13 protein-coding genes are annotated in these 19,208 nt (G+C 60.5%); 8 read left to right on the top strand and 5 right to left on the bottom strand.

Annotated elements, in window-relative coordinates; all coding sequences use genetic code 11:
• The 4 genes from relA (at position 1) to eno (ending at position 6,492) form a co-directional block, all read left to right on the top strand.
• Positions 1-2,232, top strand: coding sequence for a GTP diphosphokinase (relA, locus tag V8N38_RS03505; RefSeq protein ID WP_060422513.1), 2,232 nt, complete (start codon positions 1-3; stop codon positions 2,230-2,232).
• 102 nt (positions 2,233-2,334) lie between these two features.
• Positions 2,335-3,129, top strand: a complete 795-nt coding sequence (gene mazG / locus V8N38_RS03510; RefSeq protein ID WP_033649234.1) for a nucleoside triphosphate pyrophosphohydrolase — start codon at positions 2,335-2,337, stop codon at positions 3,127-3,129.
• Between the two features lie 348 nt (positions 3,130-3,477).
• On the top strand, positions 3,478-5,115 hold the full coding sequence (gene pyrG / locus V8N38_RS03515) for a glutamine hydrolyzing CTP synthase (protein ID WP_033637139.1): 1,638 nt from the start codon (positions 3,478-3,480) through the stop codon (positions 5,113-5,115).
• Between the two features lie 81 nt (positions 5,116-5,196).
• Complete coding sequence (gene eno / locus V8N38_RS03520) at positions 5,197-6,492, top strand: phosphopyruvate hydratase (protein ID WP_038873548.1); 1,296 nt, start codon at positions 5,197-5,199, stop codon at positions 6,490-6,492.
• Positions 6,493-6,608: 116 nt separating this feature from the next.
• Here the strand turns inward: eno and V8N38_RS03525 are convergent, their stop codons facing one another.
• From V8N38_RS03525 to V8N38_RS03540, 4 genes are all read right to left on the bottom strand, one after another.
• Positions 6,609-8,003 (bottom strand): amino acid permease, encoded by a 1,395-nt coding sequence (locus V8N38_RS03525; protein WP_087762922.1) that lies wholly within the window; start codon positions 8,001-8,003, stop codon positions 6,609-6,611.
• Between the two features lie 102 nt (positions 8,004-8,105).
• On the bottom strand, positions 8,106-9,641 hold the full coding sequence (gene hutH, locus V8N38_RS03530) for a histidine ammonia-lyase (protein WP_147839742.1): 1,536 nt from the start codon (positions 9,639-9,641) through the stop codon (positions 8,106-8,108).
• The gene (gene hutU / locus V8N38_RS03535; RefSeq protein ID WP_147839743.1) at positions 9,638-11,329 is read right to left on the bottom strand and encodes a urocanate hydratase; all 1,692 of its coding nucleotides are present in this window, start codon (positions 11,327-11,329) and stop codon (positions 9,638-9,640) included. The genes hutH and hutU overlap by 4 nt, the downstream gene beginning before the upstream one ends.
• Positions 11,330-11,704: 375 nt before the next feature.
• Positions 11,705-13,045 carry an MFS transporter gene (locus V8N38_RS03540; protein WP_015376678.1) on the bottom strand — a complete coding sequence of 447 codons (1,341 nt, stop codon included), beginning with the start codon at positions 13,043-13,045 and terminating at the stop codon, positions 11,705-11,707.
• A gap of 327 nt (positions 13,046-13,372) precedes the next feature.
• Here V8N38_RS03540 and queE point away from each other — a divergent pair, with 327 nt between their 5' ends.
• On the top strand, positions 13,373-14,044 hold the full coding sequence (gene queE / locus V8N38_RS03545; protein ID WP_047728915.1) for a 7-carboxy-7-deazaguanine synthase QueE: 672 nt from the start codon (positions 13,373-13,375) through the stop codon (positions 14,042-14,044).
• Positions 14,045-14,074: 30 nt separating this feature from the next.
• On the opposite strand, the gene queD is transcribed toward queE, so the two are convergent.
• A complete protein-coding gene (gene queD, locus V8N38_RS03550; protein ID WP_004932638.1) occupies positions 14,075-14,434 on the bottom strand; it encodes a 6-carboxytetrahydropterin synthase QueD in 360 nt (119 codons plus the stop codon).
• Positions 14,435-14,870: 436 nt separating this feature from the next.
• Here queD and cysJ point away from each other — a divergent pair, with 436 nt between their 5' ends.
• The 3 genes from cysJ to V8N38_RS03565 all read left to right on the top strand — a co-directional run bounded on the left by cysJ (position 14,871) and on the right by V8N38_RS03565 (position 19,184).
• The gene (gene cysJ / locus V8N38_RS03555) at positions 14,871-16,673 is read left to right on the top strand and encodes an NADPH-dependent assimilatory sulfite reductase flavoprotein subunit (protein ID WP_060440759.1); all 1,803 of its coding nucleotides are present in this window, start codon (positions 14,871-14,873) and stop codon (positions 16,671-16,673) included.
• On the top strand, positions 16,673-18,388 hold the full coding sequence (cysI, locus tag V8N38_RS03560) for an assimilatory sulfite reductase (NADPH) hemoprotein subunit (protein WP_087762921.1): 1,716 nt from the start codon (positions 16,673-16,675) through the stop codon (positions 18,386-18,388). The genes cysJ and cysI overlap by 1 nt, the downstream gene beginning before the upstream one ends.
• A gap of 61 nt (positions 18,389-18,449) precedes the next feature.
• Positions 18,450-19,184, top strand: a complete 735-nt coding sequence (locus tag V8N38_RS03565) for a phosphoadenylyl-sulfate reductase (RefSeq protein ID WP_060440758.1) — start codon at positions 18,450-18,452, stop codon at positions 19,182-19,184.
• The last annotated feature ends 24 nt before the right edge of the window (positions 19,185-19,208 follow it).

The following is a 19,208-nucleotide window of genomic DNA, read 5'->3' on the forward strand; positions in this document are numbered from 1 at the left end:
ATGGTTGCGGTAAGAAGTGCACATCTGAATACGGCGGGTGAATTCGCTCTCGATGAGTGGATCGCTGGCTTGGGGCTACCTAACCCGCAGTCATGTGAGCGATTGGCCGCAACCTGGCGTTATTGTGAGCAGCAGACCCAGAACCATCCCGACGCCTCGCTGCTGCTGTGGCGCGGTCTGGAGATGGTGGAAATCCTCTCGACGCTGAGCATGGACAACGACAGCATGCGCGCCGCGCTGCTGTTCCCGCTGGTGGACGCCGGCATCGTGCAGGAAGAGACCCTGACCGAAGCGTTCGGCAAGGGCATCGTCGCGCTGGTGCACGGCGTGCGCGACATGGACGCCATTCGCCAACTGAAAGCCACCCAAAACGATTCGATGGCCTCCGAGCAGGTCGACAACGTGCGCCGCATGCTGTTGGCGATGGTGGAGGATTTCCGCTGCGTGGTCATCAAGCTGGCGGAGCGCATCGCCCATCTGCGCGAGGTGAAAGACGCGCCGGAAGACGAACGCGTGCTGGCGGCGAAGGAATGTTCCAACATCTACGCCCCGCTGGCCAACCGGCTCGGCATCGGCCAGCTGAAGTGGGAGCTGGAGGATTTCTGCTTCCGCTACCTGCATCCGGAAGAATACAAGCGCATCGCCAAGCTGTTGCATGAGCGCCGCATCGATCGCGAACAGTTCATCGACGATTTCGTCGCCGGGCTGCGCACCGAGATGGCCAGCGAAGGCATTCGGGTGGAGATCTACGGCCGGCCGAAACACATCTACAGCATCTGGCGCAAGATGCAGAAAAAGCACCTGGCGTTCGACGAACTGTTCGACGTGCGCGCGGTGCGCATCGTGGCGGAGCGCCTGCAGGATTGCTATGCGGCGTTGGGCATCGTGCATACTCATTTCCGCCATCTGCCGGACGAGTTCGACGACTACGTCGCCAACCCGAAACCCAACGGCTACCAGTCGATCCACACCGTGGTGCTGGGGCCGCGCGGCAAAACCGTCGAGATTCAGATCCGCACCCGGCAAATGCATGAAGACGCCGAGCTGGGCGTGGCCGCGCACTGGAAGTACAAAGAGGGCGCGGGCGTGACCGTGCGCTCCGGCTACGAAGAACGCATCGCCTGGCTGCGTAAGCTCATCGCCTGGCAGGAAGAGATGGCGGACTCCGGCGAGATGCTCGACGAAGTGCGCAGCCAAGTGTTCGACGATCGGGTCTATGTGTTTACGCCGAAAGGCGACGTGGTGGATCTGCCGGCCGGCTCCACGCCGCTCGATTTCGCTTACCACATTCACAGCGACGTCGGTCACCGCTGTATCGGCGCCAAGATCGGCGGCCGCATCGTGCCGTTTACCTATCAGCTGAAGATGGGCGATCAGATTGAGATCATCACCCAGAAGCAGCCGAACCCGAGCCGCGACTGGCTGAACCCGAACCTGGGCTATGTCACCACCAGCCGCGGGCGCTCGAAGATCCATAACTGGTTCCGCAAGCAGGATCGCGACAAGAACATCCTCGCCGGTCGTCAGATGCTGGACAACGAACTGGAGCATCTCGGCATCAGCCTGAAAGAGGCCGAGAAGCTGTTGATCCCGCGCTACAACATGAACTCGCTGGACGAGGTGTTGGCGGCGATCGGCGGTGGGGACATTCGCCTGAACCAGATGGTGAATTACCTGCAGGGCAAGTTCAACAAGCCGAGCGCCGAAGAGCAGGATCGCGAGGCGCTGCGCCAGCTGGTGCAGCAGAAAGCGCCGCCGCCGACCCGCAACAAGGACAATGGCCGGGTGGTGGTGGAGGGCGTGGGCAACCTGATGCACCACATCGCCCGCTGCTGCCAGCCGATCCCGGGCGACGACATCGTCGGCTTTATCACCCAGGGGCGCGGTATTTCGATCCACCGTGCGGACTGCGATCAGCTGGTCGATCTGCAATCGCACGCGCCGGAGCGCATCGTCGACGCGGTATGGGGTGAAAGCTACTCCAGCGGTTATTCGCTGGTGGTGCGCGTGATGGCCAACGATCGCAGCGGGCTGCTGCGCGACATTACCACCATTCTGGCCAACGAAAAGGTCAACGTACTGGGCGTCGCCAGCCGCAGCGACACCAAGAAGCAGTTGGCCACCATCGACATGGATATCGAAATCTACAACCAGCAGGTGCTGAGCCGGGTGCTGGCGAAGCTGAACCAGCTGCCGGACGTGATAGACGCCAAGCGTCTGCACGGCAACTAAGCCCACATCGCCTTTCGGGCCGTATCGATAGCGGATGCGGCCCGAAATCCATGAATTCGGCGGGCGCTCCCCTGCGCCCCCATGCTTTCTCAGAGATTTTTTATGACCCAATCCACTCCGCTGCAGCGTCTGCTGAACATCATGAAAACGCTGCGCGACCCGCAGATCGGTTGCTCGTGGGACCGCAAGCAAACCTTCGCCACCATTGCGCCTTATACGTTGGAAGAGACTTACGAAGTGCTGGACGCCATCGAGCGGCAGGACTACGCCGATCTGCGCGACGAGCTGGGTGATTTGCTGTTTCAGGTGGTGTTCTACGCGCAAATGGGGCAGGAGCAGGGGCTGTTCGATTTCGATGAGGTGTGTACCGCCATCAGCGACAAGCTGGAGCGCCGTCACCCGCACATCTTCGGCGACGCCGAGGGCGGAGACAGCGAAGCCGTGGCGGCGCGCTGGGAGCAGCTGAAGGCCGGTGAGCGCGCCGAGAAAGCGCTGCACTCGGTGCTGGACGATATTCCGCAGGCGCTGCCGGCGTTGATGAAAGCGCACAAGATCCAGAAACGCTGCGCCTCGGTCGGCTTCGACTGGAATACCCTGGGCCCGGTGCTGGACAAAGTGTACGAAGAGATCGACGAAGTGATGCACGAAGCCCGCCAGGCGGTGGTCGACGAGAGCAAGCTGGAAGAGGAGATCGGCGATCTGCTGTTCGCCACGGTGAACCTGTCGCGCCATTTAGGCCACAAGGCGGAGAACGCGCTGCAGGCGGCGAACCGCAAGTTCGAGCGCCGCTTCCGCCAGGTGGAAGAGATTGTCCAGCAAAGCGGGCTGCGGCTTGAAGACGCCACGCTGGAGCAGATGGAAGAGGCCTGGCAGCAGGTGAAACGTCAGGAAAGTTGAATCGCCGCGACAATGTTGATCGCCGACAAGGTTCGCTCAAGCTGAAACGGTTAAGCTTTCGGTCAGGTTAGAGGCGCATGGCTGCCGGCGGCAGCAAAAGGGCAACAAACTGAAATCTAAGGCGTTTTATCGCTCCTGAGGGGCGGTAAAAAGAAATTTTCTCTGCTAACTCTTTGTTTTACCTGGAGGGTTTAGGCGGCGCCGGCGGAGTAAACCCTGATGAACACGGGAGGGCGGCCGAGATGATGGACAGCAAAACGATCGTTTGTAGGTCAGGAGAGGTTCGGGTATACTACTTTCCCGTCCTGGTTCTTCCATCGTCTTTAAACCTAAACTCTCAGGTTCAGCATGACAACTAATTATATTTTTGTGACCGGCGGGGTCGTATCCTCTCTGGGTAAAGGCATTGCCGCAGCCTCTCTGGCGGCTATTCTTGAAGCCCGTGGCCTCAACGTTACCATCATGAAACTGGACCCGTACATCAACGTGGATCCGGGCACCATGAGCCCGATTCAGCATGGGGAAGTTTTCGTCACCGAAGACGGCGCAGAAACCGATCTGGATTTGGGTCACTACGAGCGCTTCATCCGCACCAAAATGTCGCGTCGCAACAACTTCACCACCGGCCGCATCTACTCCGACGTGCTGCGTAAAGAACGCCGCGGCGACTATTTGGGTGCGACCGTGCAGGTCATTCCGCACATCACCAACGCGATCAAAGAGCGCATCATCGAAGGTGGCGAAGGCCACGATGTGGTGCTGGTGGAAATCGGCGGCACCGTCGGCGATATCGAATCGCTGCCGTTCCTCGAAGCCATCCGTCAGATGGCGGTGGAAGTGGGCCGCGAGCACACTCTGTACATGCACCTGACGCTGGTGCCGTACATGGCGGCAGCTGGTGAAGTGAAAACCAAGCCGACCCAGCATTCCGTAAAAGAGCTGCTTTCCATCGGTATTCAGCCGGATGTGCTGATTTGCCGTTCCGATCGCGCGGTTCCTGCTAACGAACGCGCTAAAATCGCGCTTTTCTGCAACGTGCCGGAAAAAGCGGTTATCTCTCTGAAAGACGTTGATTCTATTTATAAAATCCCAGGCCTATTGAAATCTCAGGGGCTGGACGATTATATTTGTAAACGATTCAGCTTGAACGCACCGGAAGCCAACCTGGCCGAATGGGAACAGGTGATCTACGAAGAAGCCAATCCGGGCGGCGAAGTGACCATCGGTATGGTCGGTAAATACGTTGAGCTGCCGGACGCCTACAAGTCGGTGATCGAAGCGCTGAAGCACGGCGGGCTGAAAAACCGTCTGACCGTGAACATCAAGCTGATCGATTCGCAGGACGTGGAAACCCGCGGCGTGGAAGTGCTGAAAGGGCTGGATGCGATCCTGATCCCAGGCGGCTTCGGCTACCGCGGCGTGGAAGGCAAAGTGATGACCGCACGCTATGCGCGCGAGAACAACATTCCTTATCTGGGCATTTGCCTGGGCATGCAGGTGGCGTTGATGGAGTTCGCTCGCAACGTGGCGGGCATGGAAAACGCCAACTCCACCGAGTTTATGCCAGACTGTAAGTACCCGGTGGTGGCGTTGATCACCGAATGGCGCGACGAAGACGGCAACGTCGAAGTGCGCAGCGAAGAAAGCGATTTGGGCGGCACGATGCGCGTAGGTGGCCAACAGTGCAACCTGATCGACAACAGCCTGGTGCGTCAGCTGTACGGCGAACCGACCATTGTCGAGCGTCACCGTCACCGTTACGAAGTTAACAACATGCTGTTGAAGCAGATCGAAGCCGCAGGGCTGCGTGTCGCCGGTCGTTCCGCCGACAACAAGCTGGTTGAGATCATTGAACTGCCGAATCACCCGTGGTTTGTAGCCTGTCAGTTCCACCCGGAATTTACGTCTACGCCGCGTGATGGGCATCCGCTGTTCGCCGGCTTCGTGAAAGCCGCAGGCGAGCATCAGAAGCGCCAGGTGAAATAAAATATTTGGTAGGCGGCGCGCGGTGAGAACCGCGCGCTGTTTGTCTGGAGTTTTAGTTTAACTTGTACTGAGGAAAACCTAATGTCCAAAATCGTTAAAGTCATCGGTCGTGAAATCATCGACTCCCGCGGTAACCCGACTGTTGAAGCCGAAGTTCATCTGGAAGGCGGTTTCGTAGGCCTGGCTGCTGCGCCGTCAGGTGCTTCTACCGGTTCCCGCGAAGCGCTGGAACTGCGTGACGGTGACAAGTCTCGTTTCCTGGGTAAAGGCGTACTGAAAGCCGTTGCTGCAGTAAACGGTCCGATTGCTCAGGCAGTACTGGGTAAAGATGCCAAAGACCAGGCGAACATCGACAAGATCATGATCGATCTGGACGGCACCGAGAACAAATCCAACTTCGGCGCCAACGCCATTCTGGCGGTTTCCCTGGCAGCAGCGAAAGCGGCCGCAGCCTCTAAAGGCATGCCGCTGTACGAGCACATCGCTGAACTGAACGGCACCCCAGGCAAATTCTCCATGCCACTGCCGATGATGAACATCATCAACGGCGGCGAGCACGCTGACAACAACGTCGACATTCAGGAATTCATGATTCAGCCGGTTGGCGCGAAAACCCTGAAAGAAGCGGTGCGCATCGGTTCTGAAGTGTTCCACCACCTGGCGAAAGTTCTGAAAGCCAAAGGCATGAACACCGCCGTGGGCGACGAAGGTGGCTATGCACCAAACCTGGGTTCCAACGCCGAAGCGCTGGCGGTTATCGCTGAAGCGGTAAAAGCGGCGGGCTACGAGCTGGGCAAAGACGTGACCCTGGCGATGGACTGTGCGGCTTCCGAATTCTACAAAGACGGTAAATACGTGCTGGCCGGCGAAGGCAATAAAGCCTTCACTTCCGAAGAGTTCACTCACTTCCTGGAAGATCTGACCAAACAGTACCCAATCGTGTCTATCGAAGACGGCCTGGATGAATCCGACTGGGCGGGCTTCGCTTACCAGACCAAAGTTCTGGGCGACAAAATCCAGCTGGTGGGCGACGATCTGTTCGTGACCAACACCAAGATCCTGAAAGAAGGCATCGAGAAAGGCATCGCTAACTCCATCCTGATCAAATTCAACCAGATCGGTTCTCTGACCGAAACGCTGGCTGCTATCAAGATGGCGAAAGACGCTGGCTACACCGCGGTGATCTCTCACCGTTCCGGTGAAACCGAAGACGCGACCATCGCCGACCTGGCGGTAGGGACTGCGGCTGGCCAGATCAAAACCGGTTCCATGAGCCGTTCTGACCGCGTTGCCAAATACAACCAACTGATCCGTATCGAAGAAGCGCTGGGTGACCGTGCGCCGTTCAACGGCCTGAAAGAAGTTAAAGGCCAGTAAGTTCGACCGATTCGGTTGTTAAATAAAAACCCGCTGCGGCGGGTTTTTTTATGGCCGGCGTTTGGCCAAAAGCGCAATAAAAAACCCGCCGCAGCGGGTTTTATCAGAAGCGAGCGTTACATCTGCTGCGTTGCCGCGCTCACCGGCGAGCCGCCGCCTTTCTTGCGCACCCACAGCCAGTAAGCCACGGTGAGTAAAGCGATCCACACCAGCCCGACGTACAGCGCGATGCGGCTCTCTTCGAAGTAGCCGAGCAGGCCGATGACAAATGCCATAAAGGCGGTCGCCAATGCCGGCGCCACTGGCCACCACGGCACCGGGAAGCTCAACTGACGGGTTTCCTCCGGCGACAGCGTGCGGCGCATGACGATCTGCGAAAGCAGGATCATCAGCCACACCCAGACGGTGGCGAAGGTGGCGATCGAGGCGATGATCATGAAGACCTTCTCCGGGATCAGGTAGTTGAGCACCACCGCCAGCAGCAGAGCGATCGACATCACCAGCACCGTCATCCACGGCACGCCGCTGGCGGTCAGTTTGGTGAAGCTGCGCGGCGCCTGGCCGTCCTGCGCCATGCCGTACATCATGCGGCCGGCGCCGAAGATGTCGCTGTTAATGGCCGAGATGGCGGCGGTGATCACCACCACGTTCAGCACGTTGGCGGCGGAGCTGATGCCGAGGTTGCTGAAGATCTCCACGAACGGGCTGCCGTTCTGGCCGATGCTGTTCCACGGATAGATCGCCATCAGCACCGTCAGCGTCAGCACGTAGAACAGCAGGATGCGCACCGGCACGGCGTTGATCGCTTTCGGCAGCACTTTGGCGGGGTCTTTCGCCTCGCTGGCGGTAATGCCGATGATCTCGATGCCGCCGAAGGCGAACATCACCACCGCCAATGACGCGACCACGCCGCCGATGCCGTTAGGCATAAAGCCGCCGTGCTGCCACAGGTTGCTGATACCGGTGGCGTGCTGGGTTTGGCCGAAGCCGAACAGCATCACCGCTGCGCCGCCGACGATCATCGCCACGATGGCGGCGACCTTGACCAGCGACAGCCAGAATTCCAGCTCGCCGAATACCTTGACGCTGCACAGGTTGAGCGCGCCGATAAACAGAATGATGCTGAGCACCCAGACCCACTGGGCGACCTCCGGGAACCACAGCCCCATATAAATGCCGAAGGCGGTGACGTCCGCCAGGGCGACGATCACCATTTCGAAGGTGTAGGTCCAACCGGTGAGGAACCCGGCCAGCGGGCCGAGATAGTGGCTGGCGTAGTGGCCGAACGAGCCGGAAACCGGCTGATGTACCGCCATTTCACCCAGCGCGCGCATTACCATGAACACCGCCGCGCCGCCCACCAGGTAGGCCAGCAGCACGGCCGGGCCGGCCAGCTGGATGGCGCCGGCAGAGCCGTAGAACAGGCCGGTGCCGATCGCCGAGCCGAGAGCCATGAAACGGATGTGCCGCGCGTTTAGTCCGCGTCTGAGTTGTGTCGTTTCGTTACGCATGTTGCTTCCCGTTAAGTGTTTGCCGAACAGGCACGCGCTGCCCGCGCCGGGTGGAACGCACCCGGCGGGGCAGAACAAACTGCGTGATTCAGAGAGTGATGATTATGCCTGACTAGGCAGCAGCGCCGCAGGCAGCAGCGATGTCAGGTGACCGGCCGCCAAGAGTTGGCTGGCGGCTTCAATGTCGGGGGCGAAGAAACGATCCTTGTCGTAGAAACTGACATGCTCGCGCAGCAGATGGCGCGCCTGCTCCAGACCTTCCGAGGTCTTCAGGCCGTTGCGGAAATCCAGGCCCTGGCAGGCGGCCAGCCATTCGACCGCCAGAATGCCGCGCACGTTGTCCGCCATGCTCCACAGGCGGCGACCGGCGGCCGGCGCCATGGAAACGTGGTCTTCCTGGTTGGCGGAGGTCGGAATGCTGTCGACGCTCGACGGGTGCGCCAGCGCTTTGTTTTCGCTGGCCAGCGCCGCGGCGGTCACCTGGGCGATCATGAAGCCGGAGTTCACGCCGCCGTTCTCCACCAGGAACGGTGGCAGCTGCGACATGTGCTTGTCCATCATCAGCGAGATGCGGCGCTCGGACAGCGAACCGATTTCGGCAAACGCCAGCGCCAGGTTATCGGCGGCCATCGCTACCGGTTCGGCGTGGAAGTTGCCGCCGGACAGCACGTCGCCCTGTTCGGCGAACACCAGCGGGTTATCGGAGACGGCGTTGGCTTCAATTTCCAGCACCTCGGCGGCCTGGCGGATCTGCGTCAGGCAGGCACCCATTACCTGTGGCTGGCAGCGCAGGGAGTAAGGATCCTGCACTTTTTCACAGTTGCGGTGCGAGTCGGAGACTTCGCTGCGCGCGCCGAGCAGGTGGCGATAGGCGAGGGCGGCGTCGATCTGGCCGCGCTGGCCGCGCACCTCGTGGATACGCGCATCGAACGGGCTGCGAGAGCCCAGCGCCGCTTCCACCGTCAGGCTGCCCGCCACGGTCGCGGCGGCGAACAGATCTTCGGCATCGAACAGGCCGCGCAGCGCGAAGGCGGCGGAGACCTGGGTGCCGTTCAGCAGCGCCAGGCCCTCTTTCGCCGCCAGCGTCAGCGGTTTCAGGCCGGCTTTGGCCAGCGCTTCGGTCGCCGGCAGCCATTGGCCCTGATGGCGCGCCTGGCCTTCGCCCAGCAGCACCAGGCTCATGTGCGCCAGCGGCGCCAGGTCGCCGGAGGCGCCGACGGAGCCTTTGAGCGGAATATGTGGATAGACTTCGGCGTTGACCAGTGCGATCAGCGCCTGAATGACTTCCAGACGAATGCCGGAGAAGCCGCGCGACAGGCTGTTGATCTTCAGCACCATGATCAGGCGCACCAGGTTGTCGTCGGTCGGCTCGCCCACGCCGGCGGCGTGTGACAGCACGATCGAACGCTGCAGGTTTTCCAGATCGTCGCGGGCGATGCGCGTCGAAGCCAGCAGGCCAAATCCGGTGTTGATGCCGTAAGTGGTGCGGTTTTCTTCAACGATGCGTTCCACGCAGGCCACGCTCTGCTGGATTGGCGCGTAGGCGTTGTCGTCCAGTGTCAGCGTCACCGGGTGTTGATAGACGTCGCGTAGCTGGGCCAGCGTCAGTTTGCCAGGGCGAATAGTCAGCGCTTTCATGCTTTTTCTCCTTGGGTCGCGGCAACCATCGGCAGGTTCAGGCCTTGCTCACGGGCGCAGTCGATAGCGATATCGTAACCGGCGTCGGCGTGACGCATGACCCCGGTAGCCGGGTCATTGTGCAGGACGCGGGCGATGCGCTCGGCGGCCTCGTCGGTGCCGTCGCAGACGATCACCATGCCGGAGTGTTGGGAGAAGCCCATACCGACGCCGCCGCCGTGGTGCAGGGAAACCCAGGTGGCGCCGCTGGCGGTGTTCAGCAGGGCGTTCAGCAACGGCCAGTCGGAAACCGCATCGGAACCGTCTTTCATCGCTTCGGTTTCACGGTTCGGGCTGGAAACGGAGCCGGAATCCAGGTGGTCGCGGCCGATGACGATCGGGGCGGACAGTTCGCCGCGGCGCACCATCTCGTTGAACGCCAGGCCCAGCTTGGCGCGCTGGCCAAGGCCAACCCAGCAGATGCGCGCCGGCAGACCCTGGAAGCTGATGCGCTCGCGCGCCATGTCCAGCCAGCGGTGCAGGTGTTCGTCATCCGGGATCAGCTCTTTCACCATGGCGTCGGTTTTGTAGATGTCCTGCGGATCGCCGGACAGCGCCGCCCAGCGGAACGGCCCGATACCGCGGCAGAACAGCGGACGGATGTAGGCCGGCACGAAGCCCGGGAAGTCGAAGGCGTTGTCGACGCCGGTTTCTTTCGCCATCTGGCGAATGTTGTTGCCGTAGTCGAAGGTCGGCACGCCCATCTGCTGGAACGCCAGCATGGCTTTGACGTGATCGGCCATCGACTGTTTGGCGGCGGCGACCACTTTAGCCGGCTCGGTCTGGGCGCGCTGGCGATACTCTTCCCAGCTCCAACCCTTCGGCAGGTAGCCGTTCAGTGGATCGTGGGCGCTGGTCTGATCGGTGACCATGTCCGGGCGCACGCCGCGGCGAACCAGCTCCGGTAGAATTTCCGCCGCGTTGCCGCACAGGGCGATGGAGATGGCTTTGCCTTCTGAGGTGTATTTTTTGATGCGGGCCAGCGCGTCATCCAGATCTTTGGCCTGCTCATCGACGTAGCGGGTTTTCAGGCGGAAATCGATGCGGCTCTGCTGACATTCGATGTTCAGCGAGCAGGCGCCCGCCAGCGTCGCGGCCAGCGGCTGCGCGCCGCCCATGCCGCCCAGGCCGGCGGTCAGTACCCAGCGGCCCTGCAGGCTGCCGTCGTAATGCTGGCGGCCCGCTTCGACGAAGGTCTCATAGGTGCCCTGAACGATGCCCTGGCTGCCGATGTAGATCCAGCTGCCGGCGGTCATCTGGCCATACATGGCCAGGCCTTTGGCGTCCAGTTCGTTGAAGTGTTCCCAGGTCGCCCAGTGCGGCACCAGGTTGGAGTTGGCGATCAGCACACGCGGGGCGTTGTTGTGGGTTTTGAAGACACCGACCGGCTTGCCGGATTGCACCAGCAGGGTTTCGTCTTCTTCCAGCGTTTTCAGGGTTTCGACGATCTTGTCGTAGCAATCCCAGTCGCGTGCGGCGCGGCCGATGCCGCCGTACACCACCAGCTCGTGTGGGTTCTCCGCAACTTCAGGATCGAGGTTGTTCATCAGCATGCGTAACGGCGCTTCGGTCAGCCAGCTTTTTGCGTTTAATTGTGTGCCGCGTGGCGCGCGTACATCGACATTGCGAACTTTGTTATTTGTAGTCACAGCAGTTTCCTCAAACAGTATCGGTGCAGATTCCATGCCGCGGTGGGGATGAGTACCACGGCATAACAATGCGTAGGGCTTATTAACATATACTTGTATGTACAAGCATATGCAACACTGACCAGTTGCCGCTGAAAAGTGGCATAAGAAAAAGTTATTTTCTCTTTATATCAGGTTGATATGCGATTTTTCATCGCCGGCTTCATGTACGAAAAGCCGGAGAAAAGTGAGCTGTTCGGCAAAAATGAATTAAAAATGACTCATTTTTGGGCGGCTAGTCACAATATTTTTACAGACTGATTACAGTTGGCGGCGGAGGATAAACAAGCCCTATCACCGCGGGAAGAAAGCCCGCCGTGGGCGGGCTTGCCAGGCTCAGGCGGCCGGTTGCAACATCGGCTTGCGGCTCATCTTGCACACCGTGGCGATGGCGGCGATCAGCGCCGGAACGCACAGGAACATCAGGATGCTCTGCACTTCCCACTGCATCGCCAGCAGTTGGGCGCCCATCATGGTGCCGGCGACGCCGCCGAAGCGGCCGATGCCCTGCATCCAGGCGATGCCGGTGGCGCGGCTGTGGGTGGGGTAGAAGGTGGCCGCCAGCGTTTGCAGCCCGGACTGCGCACCGTTCATGGTGACGCCCATCAGGAAGATGAAGGCGCCCAGCAATACGATCTGCTTGTCTTCGGTCGCCATCGCCACGATCAGCAGGGCGGTGACGACAAAGCCGCTCGAGACGACCTTGTGCGCATTCCAGCGATCCATCAGCCAGCCGGCTACCAGGATGCCGAGCGTGCCGCCGAAGGTGAACAGTGAGGTGAGCATCGCCGACTGTTCCAGCTGATAGCCCAGCCCCTGCATCAGGATTGGCATCCAGCTCAGCAACACGTAGTAGATCACCAGCCCCATGAAGTAGGTCACCCACAGCATCAGCGTGCCGAGCAGGTAAGGGCGGCTGAACAGCAGGCCGACGCTGGTCTTGGCCTGCGTCAGCTTCTCTTCGTACAGATAAAAACGCGTCACGCCGTCAAGGCTCTGGCTGACGAAGCGTTGCGCGATGCGCTTGATCTTCGCCGCATCCTGCCCGCGGTTGACCATATATTTGACCGATTCCGGCAGCAGCAGGATCAGCAAGACCGTCAACGCCAGCGGCGCAATGGCGCCGAGCAACAGCACGCTGTGCCAGCCGTAGCTCGGGATCAGCCACGATGAAATGGCACCGCCGCCGGCCGCGCCCAGCGGAAAGCCGCAGTACATGGTATTGATCGCCAGCGAACGGCAGCGCTGCGGCGCGTATTCGGAGATCAGCGTGATGGCGTTGGGCATCGCCGCTCCCAGCCCGAGGCCGGTGAGGAAACGCCACAGCGTCAGGCTATTGAGCGAGCCGGCGTAGGCGGTGGCCAGGCTCGACAGGCCGAAGAACAGGCAGGAAAACACCAGCACGCGCTTGCGGCCGATGCGGTCGGAGATTGGCCCGGCGATCAGCGCGCCGAGCGACAGCCCCAGCAGCGCGGCGCTCAGCACCGGCCCCAGATCCTGTTTGACGATGCCCCAGTCTTTGGCGACCGAGGGGGCGATATAGCCCATGGCGGCGGTATCAAAACCGTCGATGGCGAGGATCAGGAATCCGAGAATGATCAGGGTCCAGTGAAACAGCGAAAACTTGCTGTCGTCGATGGCCTGCTGAATGTTCAACTCGCTGGTGGAATGAGTCATGGCACCCTCTAAACGCAGATGTAGTCGTGATGGATGGAACGTGGCCGAAACTGGCGCTCGGCTTGTGTTTGCTTGTATATACATCTGCGCGTCGGCGCTTTATGTCAAATATAATTATCTTATTTGTTAACTGCGTGTTGTTTTCTGTGGAGCAGGTTGCACCGCGGATGAAAGGCCAAAGCACGACTCACAAATTAAATGAGCGCCATTGGCGGTGGGATATGCTGGCGGCGGCGCGGAGAATAAAATTTAATACAATTTTGGCCGTTTGGTCGGCGGGCCGGAATCTGCGATAATCGCTTTTTACTTTTCCAGATTGAGAAACCGATGCAGTACCCGATCAATGAGATGTTCCAAACCTTGCAGGGCGAAGGCTTTTTCACCGGCGTGCCGGCCATTTTTATCCGCCTGCAGGGCTGCCCGGTAGGGTGCAGTTGGTGCGATACCAAACATACCTGGGAAAAGGAAGCCAATCGGGAAGTCGACCTGCAACGGATCCTGGTCAAAACAGAGGAAAGCGACGCCTGGGGCAATGCCGGCGCCGAGCAGCTGCTGGCGGTGATGCGCCAACAAGGTTACACCGCGCGCCATGTGGTGATCACCGGCGGCGAACCCTGCATCTACGATCTGACGCCGCTGACCGAGCTGTTCGAACAGCATGGCTACGGCTGCCAGATTGAGACCAGCGGCACCCACGACATTCGCTGTTCCGCCAAAACCTGGGTGACGGTTTCGCCGAAGGTGAATATGCGCGGCGGCATGAAGGTGTTGGATCAGGCGCTGCGGCGCGCCGACGAGGTGAAGCATCCGGTGGCGCGCGAGCGCGACATCGAGGCGCTGGACGCGCTGCTGGCGACGCTGCAGGACGACAAGGCACGGATTATTGCGCTGCAGCCGATCAGCCAGAAAGAAGAGGCGACCCGCCTGTGCATCGAAACCTGTATCGCGCGCAACTGGCGGTTGTCGATGCAGACCCACAAGTATCTGAACATCGCCTAAAACCAGGGCGCCTTTGCGGCGCCCTTTCTTTTAACCTTTATATACGCATCCCGCAGTACAGGTCTCTTTCACCATCACCGCAGTCAGTTCCGGCAACTGGGGCTTGAGCTGCTGCCAAATCCAGGCGGCGAGCACTTCGCTGGTGGGATTTTCCAATCCTGGAATATCGTTCAGATAATGGTGATCCAACCGCTCCCAGATCGGGGAAAACACAGCCTTGAGCTCGGCGAAATCCATCACCCAACCGGTGTGGGGGTCCACTTCACCGGTCACTTCCAGACGCACCATAAACGAATGCCCATGCAGGCGGCCGCATTTATGGCCCTCCGGCACGTGCGGCAAACGGTGTGCGGCTTCAAACTGAAAATCTTTAAACAGCGTGGTTGCCATTATTACGGCCTCATTGACTCAAAAACCGCCGCATAGTACCGGAAAGCGCGTCTGCTTGCCATTTATACCGTTATGGTCTAGCGCCGCGATAACTGCGCCCGGTTAACACTTTTTTTGTTTGGTGTTTGCGGCACCTATCGGCTGGGGTAATGAGCCGAAATGTTGAACGGTGAAAAAACGATGAAAAAAAGCGCTTTAATTTCATCTGGATAAAAAACTTTGTTTAACGGTTTAAGCGTTATCCCTTACCAGAAAAACAGCTTAGTCATTTTGGTTATGATTTATTGCTATCCCTTATTTAATCGTTGCTATTCTGCTCGGTAACCTTACAAACTCTCCTGATCTTTTCCGCACACCCGACGCAGCGAAGAGACAGCGACTGACACTGGCGCGCGCCTGGCAGGAAAGGCGCTAAGTATAGGAAATAAGTACAGCAATGACGACTCAGGCTCCTCCAACATCTTTGCTCCCGCTGACGCCCGAACAGCTGGCGCGCCTGCAGGCGACGATCGGCGACTATTCGCCGACGCAGCTGGCGTGGCTGTCCGGCTATTTTTGGGGCATGGTCAATCAACAGCCCGGAGCCGTGGCCATTGCGCCTGTCGCCCCTGCGGCTGCCGCCAGCATCACCATCATTTCCGCTTCGCAGACCGGCAATGCGCGCCGCCTGGCGGAGCAGCTGCGCGACGATCTGCTGGCCGCCAATCTGAGCGCCACGCTGATCAGCGCCGGCGACTACAAGTTCAAGCAGATAGCTCAAGAGCGCCTGCTGGTGATCGTCGCCTCGACGCAGGGGGAGGGCGAACCGGCGGAAGAAGCGGTGGCGCTGCATAAATTCCTGTTCTCGAAGAAGGCGCCGAAGCTGAATGATACCGCTTTTGCGGTGTTCGGGCTGGGCGACACCTCTTATGAGAATTTCTGCCAGTCTGGTAAGGATTTCGACGGCAAGCTGGCCGAGCTGGGCGCCGAGCGCCTGGTGGAGCGCGTGGACGCCGACGTGGAGTACCAGGAACTGGCCGCCGCCTGGCGCAAACAGGTGGTATCGGTGCTGAAGGCGCGCGCGCCGGCGGAAAGCGCCGCGCCGGGCGTGTTGGCCAGCGGCGCGGTCGATCTGATCGACAGCAGCCCGTACAGCAAGGAACAGCCGCTCACCGCCCAACTGGCGGTCAATCAGAAAATTACCGGCCGCGCGTCGGATAAAGACGTGCGCCATATCGAGATCGATCTGGGCGACTCCGGCCTGCGCTATCAGCCGGGCGATGCGCTCGGCGTATGGTTCGACAACGATCCGGCGCTGGTGGACGAACTGGTGCAGCTGTTGTGGCTGAAAGGCGACGAGCCGGTCGAGGTGGAAGGGCAAACCCTGCCGCTGGCGCAGGCGCTGCGCAGCCATTTCGAACTGACGCAGAACACCACGCCGATCGTCGATAAATACGCCGCGCTGTCGCGCGACGAAACGCTGATCGGCCTGTTGGCGGATAAAGCCGCGCTGCAGCACTATGCGCACAACACGCCGATCGTTGACATGGTGCGTCAGGCGCCGGCGGACCTGAGCGCCGAACAGCTGGTCGGTCTGCTGCGCCCGCTGACGCCGCGCCTGTACTCCATCGCCTCTTCGCAGGCGGAGAACGAAAGCGAAGTGCACATCACCGTAGGCGTGGTGCGTTACGACATCGACGGGCGCGCCCGCAGCGGCGGCGCCTCCGGCTTCTTGGCGGATCGCCTGGAGGAGGACGGCGACGTGCGGGTGTTTATCGAACACAACGACAACTTCCGCCTGCCGGCCAATCCGGAAGCGCCGGTGATCATGATCGGCCCGGGCACCGGCATCGCGCCGTTCCGCGCCTTTATGCAGCAGCGCGACGCCGACGGCGCCGGCGGCAAGAACTGGCTGTTCTTCGGCAACCCGCACTTTACCGAAGATTTCCTGTATCAGGTCGAATGGCAGCGCTATGTGAAAGACGGCCTGCTGACCCGCATCGATCTGGCCTGGTCCCGCGACCAACAACATAAAATATACGTACAAGACAAACTGCGCGAACAGGGCGCGGAAGTGTGGCGCTGGATTCAGGAAGGCGCGCACATTTACGTCTGCGGCGATGCCAATCGCATGGCGAAAGACGTGGAAAACACATTACTGGAACTGGTGGCCGAGCACGGTGGCATGGATACCGAGCAGGCGGATGAATTTTTAAGTGAGCTGCGCCTTGAGCGCCGTTATCAGCGAGATGTTTACTGATGAGTGATAAACACCCCGGGCCTTTGGTAGTCGAAGGCAAACTGGCCGATGCGGAGCGCATGAAGAAGGAGAGCCACTTCCTGCGCGGCACCATCGCCGAAGATTTGAATGACGGCCTGACCGGCGGCTTCAACGGCGACAACTTCCTGCTGATCCGTTTTCACGGCATGTATCAGCAGGATGACCGCGATATTCGCGCCGAACGCGCCGAGCAGAAGCTGGAGCCGCGCCACGCCATGATGCTGCGCTGCCGCCTGCCGGGCGGCATCATCAGCCCGCAGCAGTGGCTGGGCATCGACAAGTTCGCGCAGGAGAGCACGCTGTACGGCAGCATTCGCATCACTAACCGCCAGACGTTCCAGTTTCACGGCATTCTGAAAGGCAACGTCAAACCGGTGCACCAGCTGCTGAACCGCCTGGGGCTGGACGCGCTGGCGACCGCCAACGACGTGAACCGCAACGTGCTGTGCACCTCCAACCCGGTGGAGTCCGAGCTGCATCAGGAAGCCTACGAGTGGGCGAAGAAGATCTCCGAACACCTGCTGCCGCGCACCCGCGCCTACGCCGAGGTGTGGCTGGATCAGGAGAAGGTGGCCACTACCGACGAAGAGCCGATTCTGGGGCCGACCTACCTGCCGCGTAAGTTCAAAACCACGGTGGTGATCCCGCCGCAGAACGACGTCGATCTGCACGCCAACGACATGAACTTCGTGGCGATCGCCGAAAACGGCAAGCTGGTAGGCTTCAACCTGCTGGTGGGCGGCGGGTTGTCCATCGAGCACGGCAACAAGAAAACCTACGCGCGCCAGGCCAGCGAGTTCGGCTACATTCCACTCGAACATACGCTGGCGGTCGCGGAGGCCGTGGTGACCACGCAGCGCGACTGGGGCAACCGCACCGATCGCAAGAACGCCAAAACCAAATACACGCTGGAACGTGTCGGGGTGGACGTTTTCCGCGCCGAAGTGGAAAAGCGCGCCGGCATCACCTTCGCGCCGATCCGGCCGTATGAATTCACCGGCCGCGGCGATCGCATCGGTTGGGTGAAGGGCATCGACGATCAGTGGCACCTGACGCTGTTTATCGAGAACGGCCGCCTGCTGGACTATCCGGGGCGCCCGCTGAAGACCGGCATGGCGGAGATCGCCAAGATCCATAAAGGCGACTTCCGTCTGACGGCGAACCAAAACGTGATCATCGCCGGCGTGCCGGAAAGCGAGAAGGCAAAGATCGAAGCCCTGGCGCGCGATCATGGCCTGATCGACGACGAGATCAGCGAGCAACGCAAGAACTCGATGGCCTGCGTATCGTTCCCGACCTGCCCGTTGGCGATGGCGGAGGCTGAGCGCTTCCTGCCGCAGTTCGTCACCAAGGTGGAAGGGATCATGCATCGGCACGGGGTGGGCGACGAGCATATCGTGCTGCGCATCACCGGTTGCCCGAACGGCTGCGGCCGCGCGCTGCTGGCGGAGCTGGGGCTGGTGGGCAAGGCGGTCGGCCGCTATAACCTGCATTTGGGTGGCAACCGCGAAGGCACGCGCATTCCGCGCATGTACCGCGAGAACATCAACGAAGACGAGATCCTGGGCGAGATCGACCTGTTGGTGGGGCGCTGGGCGAAGGAGCGCAACGCCGGCGAAGGCTTCGGCGACTTCACCGTTCGCGCGGGCATCGTCAAACCGGTGCTGGATCCGGCGCGAGATTTCTGGGAGTGAGGCCGGGCGGTCCCTGGGCAGAGGGGCCGCACAGGTAATTTCAAGTAGCAGGAGAGACAACATGGCTGAATTCGATCTGGCGGCGCTGAACGCGTTGCCCAAATCCGGGCAGGCGCTGGCATTGGCGGTGGTCAACGGCCAACTGGAGACCCTCAGCGCCGAACAGCGCGTTGCATGGGCGCTGGAGCATCTGCCCGGCGAGTTCGTACTCTCGTCCAGTTTCGGCATTCAGGCGGCGGTGTGTCTGCACCTGGTGACGCGCATCCGGCCGGATATCCCGGTGATCCTGACCGACACCGGTTACCTGTTCCCGGAAACCTACCGCTTTATCGATCAACTGACCGACCAGCTGAAGCTGAATCTGCAGGTGTTCCGCGCCGAACAGTCTCCCGCCTGGCAAGAGGCGCGCTACGGCAAGCTGTGGGAACAGGGCGTGGAAGGGATTGAAAAGTACAACCAGATCAACAAGGTTGAGCCGATGAACCGCGCGCTGGAGACGCTGGGGGCACAGAGCTGGTTCGCCGGCCTGCGGCGCGAGCAGTCCGGCAGCCGCGCCAATCTGCCGGTGCTGGCGGTGCAGCGCGGGGTGTTCAAGATCCTGCCGATCATCGACTGGGACAACCGCAAGATTTACCAGTATCTGACCGAGCACGGGCTGAACTATCACCCGCTGTGGGAGCAGGGTTACCTGTCGGTAGGCGATACCCATACCACCCAGAAGTGGGAGCCGGGCATGAGCGAGGAAGAGACGCGTTTCTTCGGGCTGAAGCGCGAGTGCGGCCTGCACGAAGGCTAAACGAGGCGAATCACACGACAGGGC

It is taken from the genome of Serratia nevei (assembly GCF_037948395.1).
Lineage (GTDB): Bacteria > Pseudomonadota > Gammaproteobacteria > Enterobacterales > Enterobacteriaceae > Serratia > Serratia nevei.

Bases quoted from the DNA above. Each gene is read 5' to 3' on its own strand.
- V8N38_RS03565 (WP_060440758.1), top strand. From the start codon at position 18,450: ATGGCTGAATTCGATCTGGCGGCGCTGAACGCGTTGCCCAAATCCGGG.
- eno (WP_038873548.1), top strand. From the start codon at position 5,197: ATGTCCAAAATCGTTAAAGTCATCGGTCGTGAAATCATCGACTCCCGC.
- cysI (WP_087762921.1), top strand. From the start codon at position 16,673: ATGAGTGATAAACACCCCGGGCCTTTGGTAGTCGAAGGCAAACTGGCC.
- V8N38_RS03540 (WP_015376678.1), bottom strand. From the start codon at position 13,045: ATGACTCATTCCACCAGCGAGTTGAACATTCAGCAGGCCATCGACGAC.
- relA (WP_060422513.1), top strand. From the start codon at position 1: ATGGTTGCGGTAAGAAGTGCACATCTGAATACGGCGGGTGAATTCGCT.
- cysJ (WP_060440759.1), top strand. From the start codon at position 14,871: ATGACGACTCAGGCTCCTCCAACATCTTTGCTCCCGCTGACGCCCGAA.
- V8N38_RS03525 (WP_087762922.1), bottom strand. From the start codon at position 8,003: ATGCGTAACGAAACGACACAACTCAGACGCGGACTAAACGCGCGGCAC.
- queE (WP_047728915.1), top strand. From the start codon at position 13,373: ATGCAGTACCCGATCAATGAGATGTTCCAAACCTTGCAGGGCGAAGGC.
- queD (WP_004932638.1), bottom strand. From the start codon at position 14,434: ATGGCAACCACGCTGTTTAAAGATTTTCAGTTTGAAGCCGCACACCGT.
- mazG (WP_033649234.1), top strand. From the start codon at position 2,335: ATGACCCAATCCACTCCGCTGCAGCGTCTGCTGAACATCATGAAAACG.
- pyrG (WP_033637139.1), top strand. From the start codon at position 3,478: ATGACAACTAATTATATTTTTGTGACCGGCGGGGTCGTATCCTCTCTG.
- hutH (WP_147839742.1), bottom strand. From the start codon at position 9,641: ATGAAAGCGCTGACTATTCGCCCTGGCAAACTGACGCTGGCCCAGCTA.